Genomic DNA, 17,773 nt, shown 5'->3' on the forward strand with positions numbered 1-17,773 from the left:
TGACTCGTCCGCAGCGTACCCGTGTCGTATGAGGCAGCCCGAGGCGTGTCGCCCGCCAACTTCCAGAGGTCGAACAACAATGAGCGAAGATGCCAAGGTCCACCCGGTCAAGCCTGATGTTGCCGCCCGTGCATGGGTAGATCGTGAGCGCTATCAGGCCATGTATCAGCAGTCTGTCGAGGCACCCGAGGATTTCTGGGCCGAGCAGGCGCAGTCGCTGGACTGGTTCAAGGCGCCCTCGGTGATACGCAGTACCGACTTCGGCCCTGAGAATGTCGATGTGCGCTGGTTCGAGGATGGTCAGCTCAACGTGGCCCACAACTGTCTGGATCGTCATCTCGAGGAGCGTGGCGACCAGGTGGCGATCATCTGGGAAGGGGATGACCCCAGCGAGTCCCAGTCGATCACCTATCGCGAGCTGCATGCGCGCGTCAGCCAGTTCGCCAATGGCCTCAAGGAACTGGGCGTGGGGCGTGGTGACGTGGTCACCCTGTACATGCCGATGATCCCCGAAGCGGCCATGGCGATGCTGGCCTGTACCCGCATTGGCGCGGTGCACTCGGTGGTCTTCGGGGGCTTCTCGCCGGACGCGCTGGCAGGACGGATCGCCGATTCCAGCTCGCGTATCGTGATCACCGCCGATGAATCGCTGCGCGGTGGCAAGCGAGTGCCGCTCAAGGAGAATGTCGACGATGCACTGGAGCGCGATGGCACCGACTGCGTCGACCACGTGCTGGTGGTGCGGCGTACCGGGGGTGACGTGCACTGGGGGAGTCGTGATCTGTGGTTCCACGAGCTGGTCGACCGTCAGTCCAGCGACTGCCCGGCAGAAGCGATGGGCGCGGAAGACCCGCTGTTCATTCTCTACACCTCCGGCTCCACCGGCACGCCCAAGGGGCTGAAGCACACCACGGGCGGCTATCTGCTCTATGCGGCCATGACCCACCGTTACGTCTTCGACTACCACGATGGCGACATCTACTGGTGCACGGCGGATGTCGGCTGGGTGACAGGGCACAGCTACATCGTCTATGGACCGCTGGCCAACGGCGCGACCACGCTGATGTTCGAGGGGGTGCCCAGCTATCCGACTCACGGGCGCATGGGGGAGATCGTCGACAAGCATCAGGTCAATATCCTCTACACGGCCCCGACCGCCGTGCGCGCGCTGATGGCACACGGTGATGGCGTGATGGACTCCAGTTCCCGCGACAGCCTGCGCCTGCTCGGCTCGGTGGGTGAGCCGATCAATCCTGAGGCCTGGGAGTGGTTCCACCGCGTGATCGGCAAGGGCAACTGTCCGCTGGTGGATACCTGGTGGCAGACCGAGACCGGCGGCATCATGATCGCGCCGCTGCCGGGTGCCACGGATCTCAAGCCGGGTTCCGCCACCTTGCCGTTCTTCGGCGTGCAGCCGGCGCTGGTCGACAACGAGGGCAACATTCTCGAGGGAGCCACCGAAGGCAATCTGGTGATTCTCGACAGCTGGCCGGGGCAGGCGCGCTCCATCTGGGGCAATCATGAGCGTTACGTGCAGACCTATTTCTCCACCTATGCCGGCATGTACTTCACCGGCGATGGCTGCCGCCGTGACGAGGATGGGTATTACTGGATCACCGGACGCGTCGACGACGTGCTCAACGTTTCCGGGCACCGCATGGGCACGGCCGAGATCGAATCCTCGCTGGTCGCGCACGAGGCGGTCGCCGAAGCCGCGGTGGTCGGTTATCCCCATGACATCAAGGGGCAGGGGATCTACATCTACGTGACGCTCAATGATGGCATCGAGCCAAGCGATGAGCTCAAGAAGACCCTGACCCAGTGGGTGCGCAAGGACATCGGGCCGATCGCGTCACCTGATGTCATCCAGTGGGCACCGGGACTGCCCAAGACGCGTTCCGGCAAGATCATGCGGCGTATCCTGCGCAAGATCGCCGCCAACGAGACCGACGGTCTTGGGGATACCTCGACGCTGGCGGACCCGACGGTGGTGGATGATCTGATCGAGCATCGCGCCAACCGCTGAACTCGTCGGTTGGCGGCCATGCAGGCCTGACGAGACACGTCGCGACATCGAAGCGCGGGAGCCTGGCTCCCGCGCTTTTTTCGTGTGCGTCCGGGTCATGCGCTCCTGTTTCGTGGGTACCTGTTTCGTGGGTGCCTGTCTCGTGCACATTCTGGCCGTGTCTGAAGCAGGAAAGGTTGGCCATCGATGAGCGGCTGACTTGATAATGATGCGACAACCCGCATGCGACAGGTGGGCCTGATGGCCTCCCTGAGCATTTCCTCATTCACTTCATGATCAAGGCAGCCCCCATGTCAGCAGGCAAGTCGGATGCATCCTGCGCCACGCCTCAGCCCGCCACTTCCTCACAGGTTGCATCATCGTCATCCACCGAGGGCGAGAACCGTCCACGCGCTGTCGTGCTGATGTGCCTGTCGGCGATCTCCTTCGCGTTGATGGGGGCGATGGTCAAGTTGAGCGGTGACTTGCCGCTGTTCGAGAAGGTCTTCGTGCGCAATCTCGTAAGCCTGGTGGTTGCCGTCGTGATGGTTCGCATGGCGGGCGCTCGTCTGCTGGGACACTGGCACCATCAGCCGTTGCTGCTGGCGCGCTCGCTGATCGGGCTTGGCGGCGTGATGAGCTTTTTCTACGCCATCGATCACCTGCTGCTTGCGGATGCGACTATCCTAAACAAGCTGTCGCCGTTTTTCGTGATGCTGTTTGCCGGCATGTTTCTGGCAGAGCGCCTGGGCGGCTGGCGGCTGGTAGGCATGCTGATTGCCTTCGTGGGGGCGACTCTGGTCATCAAGCCTCAGCTGGCGTTCGCCGAGGGAGGTGTGGAGGCACTGTTTCCGGCGCTGGTCGGATTGGGCTCGGCCATGTTGGCCGGCGCTGCCTACACGCTGATTCGGGCGCTGCGAGGGCGTGAGGCTTCCGCGACAATCGTGTTACATTTCTCGCTGGTCTCCAGCATCGTCACCCTGGTGCCGATGCTGATGAATCCGGTGATGCCCAGTGCGCCACAGGCACTGGCCCTGTTGGGGATCGGGGTCTTCGCGGCCGGTGGCCAGATCCTGATGACCACGGCCTATCGGCTGTCGCCCGCGGGGGAAGTGTCGATCTATTCCTATCTCACCATCGTGTTCTCCGCATTGGCCGGCTGGGCGATCTGGGGGGAAGTGCCGGACGCTGCCAGCCTCATGGGTTTCCTGCTGATTGCCGGTGTGGCACTGGTCGGTTGGCATGCGAGTCGCGTTGCGGTTAGGGTGGTCTGACTCTCCATCCGCAGGATGCTGTCAGAATTCACTTGTGCATTGTCCACTCATCATTGGGCAATCCGTGCGATACTCGTGTTCCCCGAGCGAAACATCAGTATGTCTCCCGATGGTGGGCTGCTTTGTTAAACGCGCGTTCCATGGGGTAACATGCCAGAAAATAACGGCGATCATTGACCGGCCAGGAAGGTCGGTGATGATCACCATCGGGGTTTTGGAGGAGACTCAATGGCCTTTGCCCAGAAGTTCATCGTTGCAGACGATCATCCGCTCTTTCGTGCCGCACTGACGCAGGCACTCAGGCAAGTGGCCTCACAGGCAGAGATTGTCGAAGCCGACAGCATGGACGCGACCAACGATATCGTTGCCCGCCACCCCGATGCTGATCTGATCCTGCTGGACCTGCACATGCCGGGAGCCCATGGCTTCTCAGGCCTGATCCAGCTGCGTGGTCAGACGCCGGATATCCCGGTCGCCGTCGTATCCGGTAGCGAGGAGCCCTACGTGGTGCGCCGTGCCATCGATTATGGCGCTTCCGGTTTCATCCCCAAGTCCGCAAGTCTGGATGTGATCGCCGAGGCGATCGGCGAGATTCTCGAAGGCGAAGTCTGGCTGCCGACGGACATCGCCGAAGCCATGGGCGAGTCCAGCGAAGATGAGTCCCGCTTTGCCGAAGCGATCGCCTCGCTGACGCCACAGCAGTTCCGCGTGCTCAACATGCTGACGGAAGGCCTGCTCAACAAGCAGATCGCCTATGAGCTGAATGTGTCCGAGGCCACCATCAAGGCGCACGTGACCGCCATTCTGCGCAAGCTTGGCGTGCATTCCCGCACCCAGGCCGTCATCGCGGCGCAGCGTCTGGAAGTCGAGCCGCCGAAGGTTCGCTCCTGAAGTGGCTGTGATTGACGGGATGATGCATCCCGTTCGATGAGCATGATCCTGCTTCGGAAAGACAAAAGCCCGCCCTGTCACTGACAGGGCGGGCTTTTTGCGGATACAGCGCCTGCTCGTTCACAGGCGCTGCGCGATTCACCCGCGATCAGCCATCGCTGTTCTCCGGGGCTCCGCCTGTCTCATCCGAGGTACCGCTGGCATGCTTCTCGGCACGATTGGCCTGCAGGGTACGCGTCAGCAGTGCGCGCAACGCCGCTGGACGCACCGGCTTGAGCAGCAGGTGATAGCCGGCACGGCGTACCTCCTCGGCGACTTCGTCAGTGCGATCCGCGGTGATGACGATGCCGGGCACGGAGCCTGCCAGGCGTTCATCCAGAGCATCCAGCGCCATCAGACCGGTCACTTCATTGTCGAGGTGATAATCGGCGAGGATGGCATCCGGATCACCATCCAGATTGCGAATCACGGATTTGGCGCCACCGATGGACGTGGCGGTGAAGACTTCGCAGCCCCAGCCGGACAGCATCGCCTTCATGCCTTCCAGAATCAGGCTCTCGTTGTCGATGCACAGCACGCGGGTGCCGGTCAGCTTGTTGCCGGCGCGCTTGCGGGCCGGGACGGCATCCGGCTGTTCAGCGGCCGGCAGTGTCTTGCTGATCGGGACGCTGACGGCGAAGACCGTCCCCACACCGACCCAGCTGCGCACCGTGATCGGGTGATCGAGCACGCGACTCATGCGCTCGGCGATCGACAGGCCCAGTCCCAGCCCCTTCTCGCTCTCCTTGTGACGCTCGCTCTGATCGAGACGCCGGAATTCCTGGAAGATCTCGGTCAGCTTGGACTCGGGGATGCCGGGGCCGGTGTCCCAGACTTCGATGCGAATGCGATCCCCCAGGCGGCGACAGCCCAGTAGTACGTGGCCCTGACGGGTGTAACGCACGGCGTTGGACAGGAAGTTCTGCACGATGCGCCGCAGCATCTGGCCGTCAGAATCCACCGCCAGCTGGGTCATCACCACCTTCAGGTCCAGCCCTCGGTCTTCCGCCATCACCTCGAACTCGGCCTTCAGCGGCTTGAGAATATCCGACAGGCGGAACACGCTGCGGCGTGGCGCCAGCGCGCCGGCATCGAGCTTGGAGATGTCGAGCAGGGTGCTGAGCAGCTCCTCGGCGGCCTGCAGCGAGTTGTCGATGTGATTGGTGGTGGTCTTCATCTCGCCTTCCACCTGCTGGGCGAGAGCGGAGGTGAACAGACGTGCGGCATTCAGGGGTTGCAGCAGGTCATGACTGGCCGCGGCCAGAAAGCGCGTCTTGGAGGCGTTGGCATCCTCGGCCAGCTGCTTGGCCTGACGCAGTGCCTGCTCGGCTTCCGCGCGCACACGGTTCTCGGTACGCAATGCCTCGTTGACCTGTGACAGCTCCTGGGTACGCACGCGAACGCGTTCTTCCAGATTCTCGTTGGTTTCCTTGAGGGCAATCTCGGCCAGGCGGCGTTCGGTGATGTCCTGATAGAGCGCGAAGAAGCCGAGGATGTTGCCCTTGCCGCTGAAGTGCGGCGTATAGGTCACCAGCATGTAACGCACACCGCCCTCGGGGGCTTCCAGCGAGATCTCGAAGGAGACGCGTTCCCCCGCCAGGGCGCGCGTCATCCAGGGGGCGCGCTGGCGATAGATGTCTTCAGGCATCGCCGCCTCGGCCGGCTCGCCGATGACGGCGGTACGGTCGATGCCCATCACCGCTTCATAGGCGCGGTTGGTGAAGAGGTAACGACACTCCTTGTCGAAGTAGGCGATCAGCGCCGGCACGTTGTCGGTGTAGATGCGGATGTTGTTTTCCGAGCGGATCAACGCCTCTTCGGTGCGCTTCTGCTGGGTGATGTCCTGGTAGGTATAGACGAAGCCGCCGCCGGGCATCGGGTTGCCCTGGATCTCCATCACGGTGCCGTCCTGGCGATAGCGCACGTAGCGATGCGGCTCGCCGTCACGGATGGCGTCCAGCAGCTGATCGACATGCTCTTCCGGGTCGCCCGGACCATATTCACCATTGTGCGCGTTGTAGCGGAAGATGCGATCGATCGGGGCGCCGACACGGATCAGGTTGTCAGGGAAGCGGAACATGTCCAGATAGCGCTGATTCCACACCACCAGGCGCATGTGCTGGTCGACCACGCTGATGCCCTGATGGATGTTCTCGATGGTGGCCTGCAGCAGGGCGCGGTTGAATTCCAGCACCTGTGAGGCTTCATCGACGATGGAGATGACATCCGAGATACCGATGCCGCGCCCCTGCAGGGCGGAGTTGACCACGATCCGCGCCGAGGAGGCACCGAGCACGGAAGCCAGGAAGCGCTCGGTGAACTGGATCAGGTCGATTGACGCGCGCCCGTGCAGTTCCAGCGGCTGGCCGCTGCGGCGTGCGTAATCTTCGAAGGCGCGTTCGACCTGCTCATGGCTCAGGAAGCGCTCACAGAGTACGCGCAGGTCCGAGACGGAGGTAGAGCCGGTCCACGGGCGCGAGACGCTGGTCTGACGCGTCTCGACGCTATCGACGAACAAGGACGCCTGGATGCGCTCGACCACGCGTTGCGGCGTCATCTGCGAGACGAAGATATAGCCGAACAGGTTGAGGCCGAGAGACAGCATCACGCCGTGGGTCAGCGGGTCACTGAAGCGGAAGCCGAACAGGCCATGCGGCGAGAGCCAGTCGATGCCGAGCGGACCGTAATTGACCATGTCGGCGGGCATCAGGCCTGCCTGGGCCAGTGCCGGAACCAGCAGGGTCCAGGCCCAGACGGCGAAGCCGAGGTTGAGGCCGACGATGACCCCCAGGCGATTGCCACGCTTCCAGTAGAGCCCGCCCAGCAGAGAGGGCGCGAACTGGGCCACGGCGGCGAATGACAGCAGCCCGATGGCTGACAGCGTGCTGTATTCGGCGATCAGAAGATAGAAGCCGTAGGCCAGGCCGAGAATCATCACGATGGTCAGGCGGCGGGCCAGCAGCACGATATGACTGTAGTCGCGGGCTTCGGTATCGAACCAGCGCAAACGGAACAGCAGCGGGATGACGATCTCGTTGGAGATCATGATCGAGACCGCGACCGCCGCGACGATGACCATGCCGGTCGCGGCCGAGAAGCCCCCGATGAAGGTCAGCAGGGTCAACCAGGTCTGATCTGCCGCCATCGGCAGTGCCAGCACGAAGCTGTCCGGTGATACCGAGCCATCCGGGAACATCGTCAGGCCGGCGGCGGCGATGGGCAGCACGAAGAAGGAGATGGCGATCAGATAGATCGGGAACAGCCAGCGGGCGCGGCGGGCATCCGAGTGGTGGGTGTTCTCGACCACCGCGACATGGAACTGGCGCGGCAGGCAGAAGATGGCCAGCATCGCCAGCAATGTCTGGGCCCAGAAGCCGGAGCCGAAGGTCTGGTTCTCGAGCTGTTGCTGGAGCTCCAGATAGGTGTCCGCCTTGGTGAAAAGATCCCCCAGGCCATTGAACATGCCCCAGGTGACATAGGCGCCCAGCGTCAAAAAGGCGATCAGCTTGACCAGAGATTCGAAGGCGATGGCCTGCAACAGGCCGACATGGTGCTCGGTGGCATCGGTATGCCGCGTGCCGAACAGGATGGCGAATATCGCCATCACCGCCGCGACATAGAAGGCGGTATCCCCCAGCCAGGCAGTGCGCGTGACGTCACTGGTGTCGGTCAGTACCTGATAGGCACTCGACACCGCCTTCAGCTGCAGGGCGATGTAGGGCAGGGTGCCGACCAGTGCCACCAGCGAGGCAAACACGGCCAGTGACTGCGTCTTGCCGTAGCGCGAGGCGATGAAATCGGCGATCGAGGTGATGTTCTGTCGCTTGGCGACGCGAATCATCTTCAAGAGGATCGGCCAGAACAGCAGACAGGTCAGGATCGGCCCGATGAAGATGCTCAGGTAGCTCCAGCCACTGGTCGCGGCCTGGCCGACACTGCCGTAAAAGGTCCAGCTGGTGCAGTAGACCGCAAGCCCCAGACTGTAGACTGCCGGTCGGCGAGTGGCCGACCCGTGCTTCTTGGCGTTGCGATCCCCTCGCCACGCAATCATGAACAGTACCGCGATATAGCCCAGCGCCACTGCGATTAGCCACCACCCCTGGAACATGTTGCTCTCCTCTCTGGAAGCGCCATTCTACGCAGGCCCGGCCATGAGTCCCAAGCCTTGCAGGCCGCTCAGGGCTTCCGCCTGGCCATCAGACGACAAGATGTCTGCTCTCGCTCGTCCGTTCTCACCCGGCCTGAGGTGTCTCCGGCAGAAAATTGCGCCGCTTTCTTTCAGTGACATGACGAAAGAGCGGGGCCGTCTCGCCATCATTTCCGACGCGTCATGAGAGTGTTTCGTTACTCATTTGGCCAATAGACCAAGGGAGTGCGTCTTTAGTTTATCTTTCAAGTATCTGTTATTTAAGGAATTGATGAGAGGCGTCATGAGGTCTTCAAGCGGATGCTCATGCTCTCGACTAAAGTCAGCCTGCGATGAGCTGGCCCCTTGGCTACTGTCAGAAGCGAGTCGCCAAGTTTCCTGATAAGCAACGCAAGACGCAGGGAATATCACTCACTCCATGAGGACGAATGATTCAGTCAATGGAGACCATTCATCGGTTCATCGCCGATGGGTCTCTCGCCAATCACAATAACAATGCGAGAACTCCGTCATGAAGGAAGAGAATGCCAAGGCGTATTGGGCCGCCAATATCAGACTGATCATGGGGTATCTCGTGATCTGGTTTGTCGTGTCCTATGGATGCGGAATCCTGTTGGTGGATGTCCTCAACAATATCCAGTTCTTCGGTTTCAAACTCGGTTTCTGGTTTGCTCAGCAAGGGGCGATCTATTTCTTCCTCGCGCTGATCATCTTGTACGCCCGTTCGATGAACAAGCTGGATGAACGCTTCGACCTCCACGAGCAATGAGCGGTGTTGAACCGCTTCCGTGGGCAGGTCTGCGATGAATTCCAGCAACGGCTCTGCAGGAAAGGAACAGGACTGAGCGTTTCATCTCTCACGACAACAAGATGATCGATATCGCCAAGGACAACGCCAATGGATGTTCAATTACTGACGTACCTTTTCGTGGGCGCCTCGTTCGCGCTCTACATCGGCATTGCGGTGTGGTCGCGTGCCGGCTCTACCAAGGAATTCTACGTGGCGGGCGGAGGGGTCCACCCCATCGCCAACGGGGCCGCCACCGCTGCGGATTGGATGTCTGCCGCCTCCTTCATCTCCATGGCGGGCATCATCGCCTATGTGGGCTATGACGCCTCCGTCTATCTGATGGGCTGGACGGGTGGCTATGTGTTGCTGGCGATGTTGCTGGCACCGTATCTGCGCAAGTTCGGCAAGTTCACGGTGCCGGATTTCGTCGGTGACCGTTATTACTCGAGCGTCGCACGTACCGTGGCGGTGGTCTGTGTCATCTTCATTTCCTTCACCTATGTCGCGGGTCAGATGCGCGGCACCGGCATCGTCTTCGCGCGCTTCCTTGAAGTGGACGTGAACGTCGGTGTCGTCATCGGCATGGCGATCGTCTTCTTCTATGCCGTTCTGGGTGGCATGAAGGGGATCACCTATACCCAGGTGGCGCAGTACTGCGTGTTGATCTTCGCCTTCCTGGTACCGGCCGTCTTCCTGTCGATCATGATGACCGGACACGTGCTGCCTCAGACCGGCTTCGGCGGCACGCTGGTGGATGCACAGGGCAACGATACCGGCGTCTATCTGCTGCAGAAGCTGGATCAGGTCGTGACCGACCTCGGCTTCCGCGAGTATACCGAAGGCTCCAAATCCACCATCGATGTCTTCTTCATCACGGCGGCACTGATGTGCGGGACCGCGGGTCTGCCGCACGTCATCGTGCGCTTCTTCACGGTACCGACCGTCAGGGATGCGCGTATCTCCGCTGGCTGGGCGCTGTTCTTCATCGCACTGCTCTATACCACTGCGCCGGCCGTGGGTGCCTTTGCGCGGGTGAATCTGGTCGAGACCGTCAACGAGACACCCTATGAGGAACTGCCGGGCTGGTTCTACAACTGGGAGAACACCGGTCTGATCGGCTGGGTCGACAAGAATGGCGACGGCATCATCCAGATGCGCGGCGGTGACCCCTTCGCGGGCAAGCCGAGCTATGAAGGCGACGCCGACAGCCAGGCCGCTCGTGGTGAGTATGGTCAGCGTCTGGTGAGCAACACGCCCACCGACAACGAGAGCGAGGTCTACATCGACCGCGACATCATCGTGCTGGCCAACCCGGAAATCGGCAATCTGCCGGCATGGGTCATCGCGCTGGTGGCGGCAGGTGGCGTGGCGGCGGCGCTCTCGACGGCAGCGGGGCTGTTGCTTGTCATCTCCTCGGCCATCTCGCATGACCTGCTCAAGAAGACCTTCAAGCCAGACATCACCGAGAAACAGGAGTTGATGGCAGCTCGCATGGCGGCAGCGGTGGCCATCGTGATCGCCGGTTACTTCGGCATCAATCCGCCAGGCTTCGTGGCGCAGGTGGTGGCCTTTGCCTTCGGTCTCGCGGCCTCGAGCTTCTTCCCGGTCATCCTGCTGGGGATCTTCTCCAAGCGCATGAACAAGGAAGGCGCCATCGCGGGCATGCTGGTCGGGCTGGTGTTCACCTTCAGCTACATCGTCTACTTCAAGTTCATCTCGCCGGAGCTCAACACGGCGGAGTACTGGCTGCTGGGCGTGTCGCCGGAGGGGATCGGCTCGCTGGGCATGGTGTTCAACTTCGTCGTCGCGGTCGTCGTCTGCAAGGTGACACCGCCGCCGCCCGAGCACATCCAGCATATCGTCGAGGATATCCGCGTGCCGCGCGGGGCAGGAACGGCAGTGGATCACTGATCCCTGACGACAGCGCCTGGCCCGCTTGACCTCTCGGTCTGCGGGTCAGGCCCTACATATCCCGAGGCCCCGTCGTGCATTCGCAGGCGGGGCCTCATGGCTTGATGATCCGTGCCCTTCGGGACGGAGAGCCAGTGGAGTCGTGTCATGCAAGCCACATTAGTCGAAATTCCGTTCGGCGAGCCGCCGTTCAGCCTGCTGGATGAGCGCAGCCGGGCACGCCTGGCCGAGAACGTCGACCTGCAGTACTTCGCGGCCCTGGAGCAACCGCTGATACCGGGAGCGGTGGGAGAGGCGCTCTTCATCATCCACAAGGGCGAGGTGGTCGAGCTGGCGGCAGAAACACCATTGCCGGACACCGCCACCCTGGAGCAGGCGCGACGTGAGGGTCACGACGCCTGGCTGAGTCTGCGCATCGGGCATTACAGCAAGGGAGATCTGTTCGGGGCCTTGACCCTGCTCAACGGCGAATGCCGGACACGCTTCGTCTGCGAGCAGGAAACGCTCTGCTATCAATTGCCGGCCGACCACTTCCATCAGCTGTGTGAAGACAATCCCGGGTTCGAGGAGTATTTCCAGCACAGCCTGCGTGACAAGGCCCGGCTGCTCGCGGCGTATCGGGACACCCGACTCGGCAGCAGCCGGGACCAGACAGGCTTCATGCTGGCGAGGGTGATGGATTGCATGCGTCCGCCACTAGTGATGCCAGCCAGCAGCAGCATCGAGGCAGGCGTGAAGGCCATGGGAGAGGCTGGTGCTGACAGTCTGATCATCGAGGTACAGGGCCGTTGTGGCGTGGTCACGCGCACCGATCTGCTCAACGCACTGGTGCTGGAGGGACTTCCTGCCACGCATCGTCTCGCCCCTCTGGGCACCTTCGCGCTGGTGGCGGTCACCGCCGAGGATTATCTGTTCCAGGCACTGGTCCAGATGACGCGTCATCGGGTCGCCCGCGTGGTGGTGCAGGAATCGCTCGCTGCCGATGCCAAGGTGGTCGGAGTCATCGAGCTGACCGATGTGCTGGGCTTCTTCTCCAATCGTAGCCAGCTGGTCAGTCTCGAGATCGAGCGCGCGGCGGATCTGGAGGCGCTGGCGCTGGCCAGTGCTCGCCTGCCGGAGCTGGTCCGCGCGCTGGTTCTCCAGGGCGCGCATCTGCGCCATGCCATGGCACTGCTCAGCGCCCTCAATGGACGTCTGATCGAGCGCACCTTCGCCCTGCTGGTGGAAGAGCAGCACCGAGTCTCCTGCTGTCTGATGCTGATGGGCAGTGAGGGGCGTGGCGAGCAGATGCTCAAGACCGACCAGGACAACGGGCTGATTCTCGCTGATGGACATCAATGGCCAGACTGCAGCGACGCCATGCAGACCTTCAGCGCTACCCTGGCACGCCTCGGCTATCCGCCGTGTCCGGGCAACATCATGGTCTCCAATCCAGAGTGGGTCGCGACCGAATCCCGCTGGCGCGGCAAGGTGGCGCGCTGGTGTGCCGGACGCGATGGGGAGGCGCTGATGAATCTGGCCATCGTCTTCGATGCACGCGCCAGCGGTGGCAATGCCGAGCTGGTCGACAGTCTGCGCGGACACCTGGTGCAGCATGCCCGACGTGATGAATTGCTGCTGTCGCACTTCGCGCGCCCGGCATTGCGGTTCTCGACGCCGTTGACGCTGTTCGGCTCACTGCGCTCACCCCGCCATGGCATCGACATCAAGAAGGGCGGCATCTTTCCCATCGTGCATGGGGTACGCACCATGGCGCTGGAGCGTGGCGTGATGGCGACCGGCACCTTTGCGCGTCTTGAGGCGCTGGTAGAGGAGGGGCGTATCGAGGCCAGCGACAGCGAAGATCTGTCTGAGGCCCTGTCGCTGTTCTCCGAACTGCGTCTGCGTCAGCAGTTGCGGCATCTCGAGGAGGCGCCGGCCAACGCTGGCAGACACGCTGAGCAAGAGCTGTCCGAGGCACGGGGTGACGCCAGCACCGCCAGTGCCAATCTCATCATCACCCAGTCGTTGTCTTCGCTGGAGCGGGACCTGCTGCGCGATGCCTTGAGTCGGGTCAAGGATTTCAAGCAGCGCCTGACCCATCGTTATCACCTGGATTACTGACGCGCGGCCGAGCGCCGCAAGGAGATGGCATGTTCCAGCAGCTACGTCGTGCGGCAGACCGCCGCCGCCATGGGCATGGCGAGTTTGCCGAGCTGTTCAGACCCTGGCACGCCAGTGAACATGAGGGAGAGCGGGTGGCACTGGATTGCGAGACCACCAGTCTCGATGTCGAGCGTGCCGAGCTGGTCTCGCTGGCGGCGGTACGTTTCGATGCGCGCCGGGTGAGGACGGCCAGCGCGCTGTCGTTGCAGCTCCAGTGTCCGGAAGGCCTGCGCGGTGACTCCATCCGGATTCATCGCCTGCGCGGAATCGACCTGCATGGTGGCGAGGCGCTCGGCGACGCCTTGCACCAGTTGCTGGCCTTCATCGGCAATCGCCCGCTGGTGGGGTGGTGCATCGATTTTGATGTCGCGGTGATCAATCGCCACCTGCGGCCACGTTTCGGCTTCGACCTGCCCAATCTGCGTCATGATCTCGCGCGCGACTACCTGAAGCGCTGTCGTCACGCTCAGCCCGAGGCCGCGCCGGACCTGCGCTTCGAGGCCATGGCCGAGGCGCTGCAGGTGCCGGTGATCGGGCGGCACACTGCGCTGGGGGATGCCGTGACCAGCGCCATGATGGCGCAGCGCCTGATGCTGCCGGTCACTCAAGTCGTGCCACGTCACGATGCCTGTTCAGGCTCATGAGCCTGAACCACCTGGTCCATGCGTCGCCCGGGCGACGAGCCTGTGGTTGATGGCCCTGCGATTGATGGCCCTGTCGTTGTTAAACCTCTTGGCTAATAAACCAAGGTCTGTTGCCGGAATGTCCAATGGCAAGACATCACCCGCTTGGCCACACTGGCCCCATACGACGACGCCACGCTGCTTTTCCTCATCGTGACAGGCATGCGCGAGCCCTTGTCGAACCGGATTACACGCCAGTGCAGTACCGACCAGCAACACGGTCAGCCATGCAGGATGCATTACCGAGCAGCTTGATAATCATAACGGGGTAGCGACAGCGTGCAGAGGTCATGATCGACGAAGACCTGCTGTCAGCCAGCCCCAGTCAGGCCCGAGGGATGTGAACGCTTCGCCCTGCGCGATGACGGATGCACTCTCGGGATCGCCATCACTACGCCAGGTGATGGCACCGGGCCTTGGGCACCTGCCTGAGGCCCGGTTTCAGATTGGGCACCACGCGCTGTTGCCTTTCTTGCCTATTCAGGGTTCTTGCCCACGAGGTGCGACATGCTGATCGCGACCAACACGTTATTGATCATTGGCCTTGCCACCGTTCTGTTTGCCTATTCCCTCTACATCCGTCGTACCCAGGATGTCCGGGGAGTACTGATGTTCTGGTCTCGCAAGCTGGCGCTCACCGCGCTCGAATTCCGACTGCAGCGCTTCGGCATCATGGTGATGCTGGGCGGAGTGGTCATCCGCTATCTGGAAGTCCTGCGGCTGTTCTGATCGCTTCCCGTCATCTGCACGAATCCCCCCACGCCCGCTGACTGCGGGCGTCTTGCGTATTGCGGCAGGCCGTCCGCCTCTGTGACGTGACACTGGCCGATGCTAGACTGTGTGCCCTCCCAAACTGCCTGTCTGATGCCCCATGTTCACACCTGAAACTGACGCCACCTCCCGCACGCATGACGCAGCGGATGCCAAGCATGAGCTGAACAAGCTGCAGAAGCGGCTGCGCCGCAATGTCGGCACCGCCATCACGGATTACGGCATGATCCGCGATGGCGACAAGGTGATGGTGTGCCTGTCAGGTGGCAAGGACTCCTACACCATGCTGGACATCCTGATGAACCTGCAGCGCAATGCGCCGGTCCAGTTCAGTCTGGTGGCGGTGAATCTGGATCAGAAACAGCCCGGTTTCCCGGAGCACGTGCTGCCGGCATGGCTTGAGTCAGTGGGCGTGGAATACCACATTCTCGAGCGTGACACCTATTCCATCGTCAAGGAGAAGGTGCCCGAGGGCAAGACGACCTGCGGGCTGTGCTCACGCTTGCGGCGTGGCTCGCTGTACGGCTTTGCCACCGAGATAGGGGCGACCAAGATCGCCCTTGGCCATCACCGCGATGACATTCTCGAGACGCTGTTTTTGAACATGTTCTTCGGTGGCAAGCTCAAGACGATGCCGCCCAAGCTGCTGTCGGATGATCAGCGGCATATCGTCATTCGTCCGCTGGCCTATTGCCGCGAATCGGACATCGAAGCCTATTCCACGGCGCGTCAGTTCCCGATCATTCCCTGCAACCTGTGTGGCTCCCAGGAGAACCTGCAGCGTCAGGTGGTCAAGGAGATGCTGCAGGACTGGGAGACGCAGCATCCCGGGCGGCTCGAGACCATGTTCCGTGCCGTCACTTCCGTGGCACCCTCGCACCTGGCGGACCGTGAGCTGTTCGACTTCGCGGGGCTGGATGAGAAGCGCGATCGCTTCCAGGCCACGCGTATCGATGCGCTGGACATGGGCTCGGAGCAGGCCGGCATGGCAGAAGACCTCTTCGAAGCCGAGCGCCGTGTTCAGACTGCCTCCGAGACTGCGGCCTCATTGGGCCGGGAGCTCTAAGCCCGGATCCTGCTGACATCCGCGAATCCCCGACGCCATCTCGCCTGTCGCGAGGTGGCGTCGTGCGTTTCAGGGCCGGTAATCCGTAAATGGCAAGACGGGACAGCGCTGGCGTGCGTGAGTGGAACGTCATCGACAGTTGATGGCCCGCGACCATTGTCGTCTCGCCTGACGGGGCAACTGTCCGCATGCTCTGAGGATGTCGGATGACCCAAGGGCAGGGGGCGGTGATGGACAATGATGTCGATGAACGTGGCAATGGTCAGCAGGGCCAACGTCTGGCGGCGACGGTGCTGCATGGCTTTGATGAGTACCGCTCGCGCTTCAAGCAGATTTCCAGCGATGCCAGACGGCGTTTCATCGAGGCCGACTGGCGTGAGGCACAGCAGGCCTCGGCGGCACGCATCAACCTCTATGACGAGAAGGTCGCCGCGACCATGGAGCGTCTGGCGCGCGCCTTCGAGCCTGAGCGTCTGAGCGAATGCACCCTGTGGGGCGAGGCCCGACGCCATTACATGACGCTGATCGATCAGCGCCTGGACTACAAGCTGGCCGAGACCTTCTACAACTCCATCTTCTGCAGTGTCTTTTCCCACCGTCATATCCGGGACGACTGGATGTTCGTGTCATCTTCCCGACAGGCGCCAGCTCGCCACTCCGGGATGAGCATCAGCCACCGTGTGCCGGTCGAGGGTGATTGGGCAGGGGCGCTGGACACGGTATTGAGCGAGGCCCCGCTGGGGATCGCCTTCGAACATCAGGGGCGCGACGTGACATTGGGCGCCGAGATGCTGCTCGAGGTGTTGCCACCCGAGGTGCGTGAGGCCTCCGATGCCACCTTCGAGGTGCTGCGCAGCGTCTTCTATCGCAACAAGGGGGCCTACCTCATCGGACGCATCGAGGGCGGCGGGCAGACGCTGCCGCTGGTGCTGCCGGTACTGCATACCGAACGCGACGGCGTCTATCTCGATACCGTGATCATCGAGCCCGAGGAAGTCTCGATCATCTTCTCCTTCACCCGCGCCTACTTCCAGGTCGAGATCGAGGTGCCCGGTGAGGTGGTGGGCTTCCTGCAGACACTGATGCCCGACAAGCCCATCGGCGAGCTCTACGCTGCCATCGGGTTCTACAAGCACGGCAAGACCGAGCTTTTCCGTGGCCTCAACGACCACGTCGCCAGCCGCACCGACCGATTCATCATCGCGCCGGGCGTGCGAGGCATGGTGATGGCGGTCTTCGTGCTGCCCAGCTATCGACTGGTCTTCAAGCTGATCAAGGATCGCTTTGCGCCCAGCAAGGACATGAGCCGGGACCAGGTGCGCCAGAAGTATCGTCTGGTCAAGCGCCACGACCGCGTCGGCCGTCTGGCGGACACCCAGGAGTTCTCCAATTTCGCCGTCGGACGCGATCATTTCGATCCCGACTGCCTGGCCGAGCTACTGGAGGTCTGCAGCTCCTCCATCACGCTGCGCGGCAACAAGGTATTGATTCGGCATTGTTATACCGAGCGCATGATGACGCCGCTCAATCTCTATCTCGAGCAGTGTGATGAGGATGAGACGCGTGCCGTGCTCAATGACTACGGCAATGCGATCAAGCAGCTGGCCGCGGCCAACATCTTCCCCGGCGACATGCTGCTGAAGAACTTCGGCGTGACCCGTCATGGTCGGGTGGTCTTCTACGATTACGACGAGATCAACTATCTCACCGAGTGCAATTTCCGCGAGATTCCCGAAGCGCTCTACCCTGAGCAGGAGATGGCCAGCGAACCCTGGTATTCCGTGGGACCGAACGACATCTTCCCGGAAGAATTCGGCCCCTTCCTGTTCGCGGATCTTGGGCTGCGCAAGCTGTTCTACGAGCTGCATCCGGAAATCTTCCAGGCCAGCTGGTGGAAGGGGCTGCAGGATGCCATCACGGCGGGACGGGTGATCGATGTCTACCCCTATCGCAACAAGCGACGTTTCGGGGTCGATCGCAGCCAGGACTTCATCGATGACTGAAGGCTTGCGTTTGGACAGGAAGCGCCCCCAGGCTCGGCAATGGGACGT

At 62.1% G+C, this 17,773-nt stretch carries 11 protein-coding genes; 10 read left to right on the forward strand and 1 reads right to left on the reverse strand.

Features of this window, described 5'->3' with window-relative positions; all coding sequences use genetic code 11:
- Positions 1-79: 79 nt before the first annotated feature.
- The 3 genes from acs (at position 80) to PJK54_RS15845 (ending at position 4,170) form a co-directional block, all read left to right on the forward strand.
- The gene (gene acs / locus PJK54_RS15835; protein WP_077380130.1) at positions 80-2,026 is read left to right on the forward strand and encodes an acetate--CoA ligase; all 1,947 of its coding nucleotides are present in this window, start codon (positions 80-82) and stop codon (positions 2,024-2,026) included.
- A gap of 290 nt (positions 2,027-2,316) precedes the next feature.
- The gene (locus PJK54_RS15840) at positions 2,317-3,279 is read left to right on the forward strand and encodes a DMT family transporter (RefSeq protein WP_271303332.1); all 963 of its coding nucleotides are present in this window, start codon (positions 2,317-2,319) and stop codon (positions 3,277-3,279) included.
- A 228-nt stretch (positions 3,280-3,507) separates the two neighbouring features.
- Positions 3,508-4,170, forward strand: coding sequence for a response regulator (locus tag PJK54_RS15845; RefSeq protein ID WP_077380128.1), 663 nt, complete (start codon positions 3,508-3,510; stop codon positions 4,168-4,170).
- 148 nt (positions 4,171-4,318) lie between these two features.
- On the opposite strand, the gene PJK54_RS15850 is transcribed toward PJK54_RS15845, so the two are convergent.
- The gene (locus tag PJK54_RS15850) at positions 4,319-8,317 is read right to left on the reverse strand and encodes a hybrid sensor histidine kinase/response regulator (RefSeq protein WP_271303333.1); all 3,999 of its coding nucleotides are present in this window, start codon (positions 8,315-8,317) and stop codon (positions 4,319-4,321) included.
- Between the two features lie 550 nt (positions 8,318-8,867).
- Here PJK54_RS15850 and PJK54_RS15855 point away from each other — a divergent pair.
- The 7 genes from PJK54_RS15855 (at position 8,868) to aceK (ending at position 17,725) form a co-directional block, all read left to right on the forward strand.
- Complete coding sequence (locus tag PJK54_RS15855; protein WP_077380124.1) at positions 8,868-9,125, forward strand: DUF4212 domain-containing protein; 258 nt, start codon at positions 8,868-8,870, stop codon at positions 9,123-9,125.
- 129 nt (positions 9,126-9,254) lie between these two features.
- Positions 9,255-11,057, forward strand: a complete 1,803-nt coding sequence (locus PJK54_RS15860; RefSeq protein WP_271303334.1) for a sodium:solute symporter family protein — start codon at positions 9,255-9,257, stop codon at positions 11,055-11,057.
- Between the two features lie 147 nt (positions 11,058-11,204).
- Positions 11,205-13,160 carry a DUF294 nucleotidyltransferase-like domain-containing protein gene (locus PJK54_RS15865; protein WP_176503940.1) on the forward strand — a complete coding sequence of 652 codons (1,956 nt, stop codon included), beginning with the start codon at positions 11,205-11,207 and terminating at the stop codon, positions 13,158-13,160.
- Positions 13,161-13,189: 29 nt separating this feature from the next.
- Complete coding sequence (locus PJK54_RS15870; RefSeq protein ID WP_077380118.1) at positions 13,190-13,846, forward strand: 3'-5' exonuclease; 657 nt, start codon at positions 13,190-13,192, stop codon at positions 13,844-13,846.
- A 546-nt stretch (positions 13,847-14,392) separates the two neighbouring features.
- On the forward strand, positions 14,393-14,614 hold the full coding sequence (locus PJK54_RS15875; RefSeq protein ID WP_271303335.1) for a hypothetical protein: 222 nt from the start codon (positions 14,393-14,395) through the stop codon (positions 14,612-14,614).
- Positions 14,615-14,756: 142 nt separating this feature from the next.
- Positions 14,757-15,722: a tRNA 2-thiocytidine(32) synthetase TtcA gene (gene ttcA, locus PJK54_RS15880; RefSeq protein WP_271303336.1), complete on the forward strand. Its 966-nt coding sequence runs from the start codon at positions 14,757-14,759 to the stop codon at positions 15,720-15,722.
- Positions 15,723-15,952: 230 nt separating this feature from the next.
- Positions 15,953-17,725, forward strand: a complete 1,773-nt coding sequence (gene aceK, locus PJK54_RS15885; protein ID WP_077380112.1) for a bifunctional isocitrate dehydrogenase kinase/phosphatase — start codon at positions 15,953-15,955, stop codon at positions 17,723-17,725.
- Positions 17,726-17,773 lie beyond the last annotated feature (48 nt).

The sequence above is a fragment of the Cobetia sp. MMG027 genome (assembly GCF_027947415.1).
Lineage (GTDB): Bacteria > Pseudomonadota > Gammaproteobacteria > Pseudomonadales > Halomonadaceae > Cobetia > Cobetia marina.